The sequence below is a fragment of the uncultured Campylobacter sp. genome, assembly GCF_963517995.1.
Taxonomy (GTDB): Bacteria; Campylobacterota; Campylobacteria; order Campylobacterales; family Campylobacteraceae; genus Campylobacter_A.
The window spans coordinates 1-7,352 of the sequence record NZ_CAUQHQ010000112.1 but is presented as its reverse complement, the minus strand read 5'-3'; the positions used below and the strand labels follow the sequence as shown (position 1 = coordinate 7,352).

The 7,352-nt window shown below is 37.3% G+C and carries 10 protein-coding genes; all 10 read left to right on the top strand.

Going from position 1 to position 7,352, the window contains the following annotated elements:
* On the top strand, positions 1-605 hold a 605-nt coding region (locus RYL88_RS10120; RefSeq protein ID WP_314991028.1), incomplete at its 5' end, for a TonB-dependent receptor.
* A 34-nt stretch (positions 606-639) separates the two neighbouring features.
* A complete protein-coding gene (locus RYL88_RS10115; RefSeq protein ID WP_314991026.1) occupies positions 640-1,602 on the top strand; it encodes an ABC transporter substrate-binding protein in 963 nt (320 codons plus the stop codon).
* A 23-nt stretch (positions 1,603-1,625) separates the two neighbouring features.
* Positions 1,626-2,675 (top strand): ABC transporter substrate-binding protein, encoded by a 1,050-nt coding sequence (locus RYL88_RS10110; RefSeq protein ID WP_122874728.1) that lies wholly within the window; start codon positions 1,626-1,628, stop codon positions 2,673-2,675.
* The gene (locus RYL88_RS10105; protein ID WP_314991024.1) at positions 2,668-3,669 is read left to right on the top strand and encodes an iron ABC transporter permease; all 1,002 of its coding nucleotides are present in this window, start codon (positions 2,668-2,670) and stop codon (positions 3,667-3,669) included. Before RYL88_RS10110 ends, RYL88_RS10105 begins: the two co-directional genes overlap by 8 nt.
* A complete protein-coding gene (locus RYL88_RS10100; protein ID WP_103593415.1) occupies positions 3,669-4,403 on the top strand; it encodes an ABC transporter ATP-binding protein in 735 nt (244 codons plus the stop codon). Before RYL88_RS10105 ends, RYL88_RS10100 begins: the two co-directional genes overlap by 1 nt.
* The gene (locus RYL88_RS10095; protein WP_314991023.1) at positions 4,400-5,209 is read left to right on the top strand and encodes a class I SAM-dependent methyltransferase; all 810 of its coding nucleotides are present in this window, start codon (positions 4,400-4,402) and stop codon (positions 5,207-5,209) included. Before RYL88_RS10100 ends, RYL88_RS10095 begins: the two co-directional genes overlap by 4 nt.
* An 18-nt stretch (positions 5,210-5,227) precedes the next feature.
* Positions 5,228-5,341 carry a DNA cytosine methyltransferase gene (locus RYL88_RS12715; RefSeq protein ID WP_338120550.1) on the top strand — a complete coding sequence of 38 codons (114 nt, stop codon included), beginning with the start codon at positions 5,228-5,230 and terminating at the stop codon, positions 5,339-5,341.
* 323 nt (positions 5,342-5,664) lie between these two features.
* Positions 5,665-5,850 (top strand): hypothetical protein, encoded by a 186-nt coding sequence (locus tag RYL88_RS10090; RefSeq protein ID WP_314991022.1) that lies wholly within the window; start codon positions 5,665-5,667, stop codon positions 5,848-5,850.
* Between the two features lie 562 nt (positions 5,851-6,412).
* Entirely contained in the window at positions 6,413-6,898 is a 486-nt protein-coding gene (locus RYL88_RS10085; RefSeq protein WP_169778812.1) for a hypothetical protein, read from the top strand.
* A 48-nt stretch (positions 6,899-6,946) separates the two neighbouring features.
* On the top strand, positions 6,947-7,204 hold the full coding sequence (locus RYL88_RS10080; protein WP_314991017.1) for a hypothetical protein: 258 nt from the start codon (positions 6,947-6,949) through the stop codon (positions 7,202-7,204).
* Positions 7,205-7,352 lie beyond the last annotated feature (148 nt).

Here is a 7,352-nt window from a genome sequence, read left to right as displayed (position 1 = left end):
GCGAGGATAGCTTTAGCGTGGGCGGGCACTTTATCGCAGACGACGCGCAGGATCTGATTATCTACGATCGTCGCCACTCTGTCGCGGCCTTGCCGATAAATAAAAACGCCGTTATCACGCGCAACGTCGATGCTAGAATTTACAGCGTAAATTTGCGCGGCGAGTATAATTTCGCGCGAAATTTCGGGTTAAAAACATTGCTATTTTACAACTATGGACAAAACAAAACCGACGGCAGACCGCTCTATCAGATCCGCCCGTTTGAGGCAAATTTGGCATTTGATTACAAAGACTACGCGAGCTTTGGCAGCTACAACATCGGCACCGCGGTGCGCTACGTAGCAAAGCAAAATAGAGGAGATTTCGATAAATCCACCGGCTTTGGTATCGACAAGCGCGAAGCGGCCAAAAGCTTTACGACGATGGACGTTTACGGCGGATTTGAGTTTAAAAACAGCTGGGGCGTGAGGCTTGGAGTCACAAATATCTTTGACAAAGATTACGCCGAGTTTATCAGCGGCGAGCATGTAGGTGCGCTAGATCCTGATCCAGTGGTGCGTGCGCCGGGGAGGGCGGTGTTTGTTAGCTTTCACGCGAATTTTTAATAAAAAACTATCTATTATATAACAAGGAGATAATATGAATAGACGAGGATTTTTAGGATTTGGCGCGGCAATTGGCGCTACAGCTTTTGCGCCGAGCCTTTTTGCAAAGGAAAATTTTACGATGTGGGGCGCGCCGGCAATCCCTAGCGTGATAATGGCTGTGGCAAGCATGCAAGGCGAGCTAGCAAAGACTCATGACGTGAGGTTACGTATTTGGAATAGTACGGATCAACTCCGAGCAGGCGTAGCTAATGGGGAAATAAAAATCACTATGGCGCCATCAAACGTGGGAGCAAACATGCGAAATCACGGCTTAAATTTAGCCATGCTAAATTTGCTTAGCCTTGGTACGATACAAGCCATGGTAAAAGATGAGAATATAAAAACTTTTGAAGATTTTATCGGCAAAAAATTAATAATTCCTTTTAAGGGTGATATGCCTGATTTGGTTCTACGAGCGCTTTGTAAAAAACGAGGAATAGATATTTCCAAAATAGACATTACGTATACGCAGACGCCGCCGGAAGCTGCAGGGCTATTTCTACAAAGAGATTATGATATTTTAATCGTCCCTCAACCTCTTCCGGCAGCAACCATACTACGCGGGAAGAAAATGGGGATAGCAGTACATTATGGAGTAGATATCCCTAAGGTATGGGGAGAAAGCTTTAATACCAAGCCGTACATTCCGATGGCAGGCATTATAGTCGACGTAGATTTTTATAAAGCAAATTTGCCTCTATTTGATACGCTTCATAGCGACTTAACTAACGCTCTATCTTGGATCAAAGACAACAAGCAAAGCGCTGCCAAAATAGGAGCCGAATATCTACCGGTTCCAGAGCCGGCACTGGTTAATGCATTTGATAGGGCAAATTTGACGGTAACAAAAGCTCGCGATATGCAAGATGAGATAATGTCATTTTTTGAAACTATTTTTGAGTTTAATCCAAAGCTTTTGGGCGGTAAGATGCCCGACAAGAGTTTATTTCTATAAATTTATAAAAAAAGGATAATGTTATGTTAAAACATATTTTGTGCTTATTATTTATTTCTCTAAATATTTCGTTTGCTATGACAAACGAACAGATTGATGAATTTATATCAAAAAATAGCGTAGATATTCAGACTTTAAATGGAGTCCCAAATAAAGTTTACGCCAGTAATCCGCCGTTACTATTTTTGCTATATGCCGTTGCTCCCGAGAAAGTCAGCGGTATAAATTCTAGTTTCGGCAAAAGAGAAAAGCCGTACCTAAAAGAGAGCATGATTAACCAGCCGGTAGTAGGAGGATTTTTCGGGCAAGGCAAAATTCCAAATATGGAAATGCTTTTAAAGCTAGATCCTGATTTGATACTGGTAAATTCTGATTCTAAAAATACTCAAAAGAAATTCAAAGAAACCCTGGGTGGCATAAAAAAACCTATGCTATACTTAAAAGGCTATGAATTAGAAGACTATATCGACTCTCTTGAAGTTTTGGGTAAAATTTTAGATAAGCAAGATAGAGTAAAAAAGCTAATAGAGTATTCTAAAAAAACCATGGATATTTCAAAAGAGCTTAATGAATATATAGTAAAAAACTCGGTTGTTAAGCCCAAAATATACTATGCCGAAGATCCCGACGGACTAGCTACCGAATGCGAGGGCTCATGGCACACTAGGCTTATAGAGCTAAGCGGTGCCGAAAATGTGCATAAATGCAGCGGAAACCCGGATGCTACGGCTTATGGGCACATCAAAATTAGCTTTGAACAAATAGCCGAATACGATCCTGATATTATATTAATTTTCGAGAAGAGCTTTTATGATAAAATCTATGACGATCCTAAATGGCAAATACTAAAAGCCGTAAAAAATAAAAGAGCTTATTACTTACCTCGCGAACCGTTTTCTTGGTTTGATCGTCCGCCTTCATTTATGAGATTCATAGGGCTTAAATGGCTTATAAATTTAACTCATCCTGATGTATTTAAATTCAATATGAATAAGGAAGTTAAGGACTTTTATAAATTATTCCTAGAGGTTGACGTAAGCGACAACCAAGTAAAAGAGCTTATAGGTGAGTAAAAAAGCCTTTACGTTTTTAAGTATCTTATTGCTAGGGTTTATGTTGCTTTCTGTACTAATAGGAAAATACGGCTTTAATGCGGAAGATTATCTAACATATTTTAAAGCCGTTATAAAAGGCGAAGACTTAAAAAATTATCAAGTTATGCATACTTTGATAACGGAAATTCGCCTTCCTAGAATAATGGCCTGCATTATAATAGGCGCTAGTTTGGCTATTTCTGGCTCAGCATATCAAGCCATGTTTGTAAATCCTCTAGTAAGTCCATCAATACTTGGGGTTTTAAGCGGTGCCGGATTCGGCGCCGCCATAGGAATGTTTTTAGGATTAAACGAATATCTCATTCAGCTTAGTACCTTTGCGTTTGGTTTTATAGCGGTACTAACGGCCTTAAGTATATCGGCCTTTTATTCACGCTCCGGCAGTATTATAGTATTGGTTCTTGGTGGCGTTATTAGCGGCTCTCTTTTTACGTCTTTACTATCAGCATTAAAATACGCAGCCGATCCAAATGACTCATTGCCGGCTATTACTTATTTTTTAATGGGTAGCCTAGGGTTTGCTTCGAAGAATTTTATTCAAATTTCGATTTTGCCGATGTTTGTAGGAATACTATTGTTGGCCTTTAGCGGCAAATATTTAAATGCGCTGAGTCTGGGAGAAGAAGAGGCTAAAAGTCTGGGCATAAATGTTACTAGGGTTAAAATTTTCGTTATTTTAGTTGCTACCTTTATCAGTGCCCTAAGCGTAACGATAGCCGGTATTATCGGTTGGATAGGCCTTATAGTTCCACATATGGCTCGTTTTATATTCGGAGCGGATAATCGCACCGTATTGTCTAGTTCAGCTATAATAGGTGCTATATTTTTACTCTTTTGCGATAACTTTTCGAGACTTATGTTTACTTTTGAAGTCCCGATAGGTATAGTAACTTCACTGTTTGGAATACCTATATTTATTTTAGTGCTTCGTAGAGCTAAAAAGAGTTTTTAATGATAGAAATCAGAAACCTAAAATTCGGGTACAAAGATAAGAATATACTAAACGGTATAAGTTTTAGTATCAAAAAAGGCGATACGCTTAGTATTCTGGGCGCAAACGGTAGCGGTAAAAGCACCCTCCTGCGTATTATGCTCGGGTTTTTAAAATTCGAGGGTACGGTAAATATATGCGGTAAAAGCGTAAGGAATTACGAAAAAAAAGAACTTGCAAGGCTTATAGCCTACGTTCCTCAAACGCATGCCCCGTCATATGAATATAGCGTATTTGACATAGTATTAATGGGCGCATTGTGCAGAACGTCTTTATTTTCTAACTTTAGCCTTGCCGATAAAAAACTTGCCGAGTATGCATTGGAAAGAATGGGTATTTTAGAGCTAAAAGATGAACTTTATACTAGAATAAGCGGCGGACAAAGGCAGCTGGCATATATCGCTAGAACCTTAGTACAAGGCGCCAAAGTTATTTTTATGGACGAACCTACGACCGGGCTTGACTTCGGCAATCAAATCAAACTACTTGAAATGATAAAGACGCTAAAAGACGAGGGGTATACTTTCGTACAAACCACTCATTACCCTCGTCACGCTAAATTTGTTTCAAATCTAGTATTGTTTTTAAAAGACGGCAAGATACTAGATTTTGGAAAGTGCGATGAATTGATAAATCCATCAAATATAGATAAGATTTACGGAATAGATTATCAAAAATATGAGGACAAATTATGATATTACCTTCTAATTACGATAGGCTGGATTTCAATAAGCTTTATAAGGAGCAAAGAACAAATAGCTCTTTTATTAGGAAATCAGTAGCCAAATGGGACGTTAAGGCAGCAAGCTTTAGCGAGAGCGTACTTAAGAGCGACTATGTTAAAGACTTTATCTCAAGAGTCGATTTTGATGGCGTAAGAACGCTTCTTGATTTCGCATGCGGTGCCGGAGCATTAAGCATAGCCGCAGCAAATAAGGTAGATAAAATTTACGGTTATGATTTTTCGTCGAAAATGCTAGAATTCGCAGAACAAAACTCTCGGGATTTTAATTGTAAAAATATTGAATTCGCGCAAAAAGCATTCGAAGACGACTTTAGCGACGTACCTGAGTGCGATATTACGTTTGCATCTCGTTGCCTTGACGTAGATGACTTAAAATTGGCTCTAGAAAAACTGCTTTCCAAGACTAAAAAGGCTCTTTATATTACTTTTAAAGTCGGTAGTTTCATTAATGAAGACGTTTTAAATGCTCTCGGGAGCAACATTGAAAAAAGGCCAGACTTTATATATTTAATAAATATTTTATTCCAAATGGGATATCTTCCAAAGCTAGAGTATATACAAACTTCATGCAGTGATGGAACGCCTGAAACTATTGACGATCTTGTTAAAAAAATCCAATGGGGACTTTCGAGAGAGCTTACGGAGCCGGAAGTTTATAATCTCAATAAGTACTTTAACAGCAACCGCTTTGAGCAAAAACAAGAATATATGAACTGGGCTTTCATAAGAGTAGATAAATATAATACTAAAAAATAGGGGTCTACGACCGCTGCAATAAGTGTTTATTATAGTAACTTAAATGGTACCTATAAAATGATTGGCAATGCAGTGCCAGTGAATCTCGCATTTGAAATAGCAAGAGAGATTAGATTGGCACTGCAACCTTAAACTCCAAACCCCCTAAAATACGACACTTCGCACTTTAAGCTTTGTCGGGTCTTGTTACTCACAAACCTTAAACTAAAAAATACCCCTTTCAAAAGCCCCTAAAACAGGGCTTTCTTCTCTTTTACTATTGAAAACAAACATTTTCATTAGTATTTAGCTATCGATCAAAGTCTGGATCTTGCATGGAAGGCTTCTTTTTAAGTGGGTTTTGAATTTCCACCGTGTCTGCGGTCGGGTCCTTTTTCGGATTTTTTACTATTTGAGCATCAAAAAATAGGCCTTATTATACGGCTTATAGTGGAAAAGACGTAATTTTTGCGACTATGGGCAAAAAGGACTTTATCGCACGCCTAATAGACGGAATTTGCAACGCTCTGATCTTTACGGCCGAGAGCGAAAAGAAAAATCAGCTCGACCTAGATCAGTGGCAAACCGCTCAAGATAGCCTGGCTCAAATTAAAAAAATAGCTAAGGAGTGGGAAGAGCAAGGCAATAGGATTAAATATTAATATATATTAAATACTAGCATTATTATAAATAATAAGAGTTATCATTTTTTACTATACTAAAATTCAAGAAAATCTAAGCAGATTTATATGAATTTTTAAGCCGTCCTCTGCTATAATTCTCCCTGTAATTCGGATTTAAGGCTACTTAATACATTCAAGCAGCTCATAAGCCGCCACCGGCGGGCAAAGAGCAAAAAATCAACAAAACAGTAACATTTTACAGGCATTTTTAAAACGTGATATTTATCAATGTTTTTTAAATAAGAGATTTCAGGCTAGGGCGTATTATGCCCTTAAATTTCGAATTACGCAAAAATTGTTTGAGTGAATAAAGCCCCCTTTGTCCGAATTACAAACAAAATCAGCAACGCGTTTTTGCGAAAGCAAAAGATTTCTAAGCGAAGCGAGCAAAAGGAGTTGTTAAGTGAAAAAAACAATTATAGCATTTTTAGTCGCGCTTTCAGTGATCCTCGCGGGTTGCAGCGCTTTATTTAGCGTTGGGCATAGCAATACCAACACTATAAACCAAACAAATCATAAAAAATAAAAAAAGGATAAAAAAATGGGAAAACCAGAAATAGATAAAATAAAGGATTACTATAATCTTACAAATAGAGAAAAACAAATAAGTGCAGATAATCTTAATTATATTTTTAGGGGCACCATAGGAACAGTTACGCCAGATCAAATTACTCCAGCAGTGGCAAAAGCGAGCGATTTTTTGATACATGAAGTTTTTAAGTGTTCAGAATTGGCAAAAAATTGGCTAGCAAGCGTTCTAGCTTCTCAATTTGGCAATATAGTTGATATTCTAGATGACATGTATAATATAACCGGAAAATATCAGTTGACTGGAAAATCTGTAGTAAGACAGCTGGTGGCTCTCGAGATAGTTAAATACTATGCCGTAGGAAAAATAATGGAGGCAATTATTAATAAATTACTACAAAATCGCAATTTTAGACCGTGTGTAGACGCTGTCAATGTTAGATGGAAAAGTCAAATGGGCCTTTTACTTTATGGTATAATTGACGAATTACCATATTAATTTATTGTGCTGCAACTTATTTAGTTGCAGCACAAGGTGTATTTATATATGAATAAAGTGCTATCTTTTTTACTACTCATAACGTTTTTTGGCGTCTTAATACTATATTTAAATCCAGTTAGAAAAGATGGCGTTATTAGTATGATAGATATACATGGTTTTATTGCTTTAATATTTTTCTGTACATGTTTAATGCTAGATATAGATTTTATTGAAAATATTTTAGAGGCTATTTATAAAAAAATAATTGTTTTTATATTACTTTTACTTATTACTCTTTATTTGCTTATCAACATTGTCAAATAACACTTCTGCCAAACATCCCACCTATTTACAACCCCAACTTTTTACGCTATAATTCTAAAAAATAGTTAAATATTTTATAGGGCGAGCATACCGCCCGTATATACGCAATGCTTTCGCATTTCATATAACGTTCGGTGCTCGTAAGGGG